The sequence below is a fragment of the Acinetobacter endophylla genome (assembly GCF_053543775.1).
Genome location: NZ_JBLVOM010000153.1, coordinates 1 through 644, shown reverse-complemented (window position 1 = coordinate 644; position 644 = coordinate 1). Strand labels below are relative to the sequence as shown.

At 44.3% G+C, this 644-nt stretch carries 1 protein-coding gene; it reads left to right on the top strand.

All coding sequences use genetic code 11. The features are described from left to right. A partial coding sequence (locus ACNPNW_RS06110; RefSeq protein WP_448766725.1) for an efflux RND transporter permease subunit occupies positions 1-644 on the top strand: 644 nt, incomplete at both ends.

Genomic DNA, 644 nt, shown 5'->3' with positions numbered 1-644 from the left:
CCCCAGCTGAGTGAAGGTGATTTTGCGGTACAGCAATTACGTTCTCCAAGCACAGGCTTGGAAGAGTCTTTACGTATTCAGGAAAATACCGAAAAGCTTTTACTGAAAAACTTTCCCGAAATTAAAGCTATATTTGCCCGTACCGGGACTGCTGAAGTGGCGACAGATGTGATGCCACCGAATATTTCCGATGGTTATATCATGCTGAAACCACGTGAGGAATGGCCAGATTCAAAAGAAAGCCTAGATGCACTTCGAACCCGAATGGAAGCTTATCTTGCGACAATTCCCGGCAATAACAGTGAGTTTTCTCAGCCTATTGAGCTACGTTTTAATGAACTGATTTCAGGTATACGCAGTGATGTGGGGGTGAAGGTTTTTGGTGATGACATGCAGGTTTTGAATACTGAGGCTGCAAAAATCGCGAAAATCATTCAGCAAGTCGCAGGTAGCAGTGCGGTGAAAGTTGAACAAACTTCGGGTCTGCCTTTACTCAATGTAGAGATTGATAAAGCTTTAGCTGCCCAGTATGGCTTGAGTGTGAAATCTATTCAGGATGTGGTGGCTGCAAGTATTGGTGGACAAAGCGTGGGAGAGATTTTAGAAGGCGATCGTCGTTTTGATTTTGTTATCCGTCTTGGAGA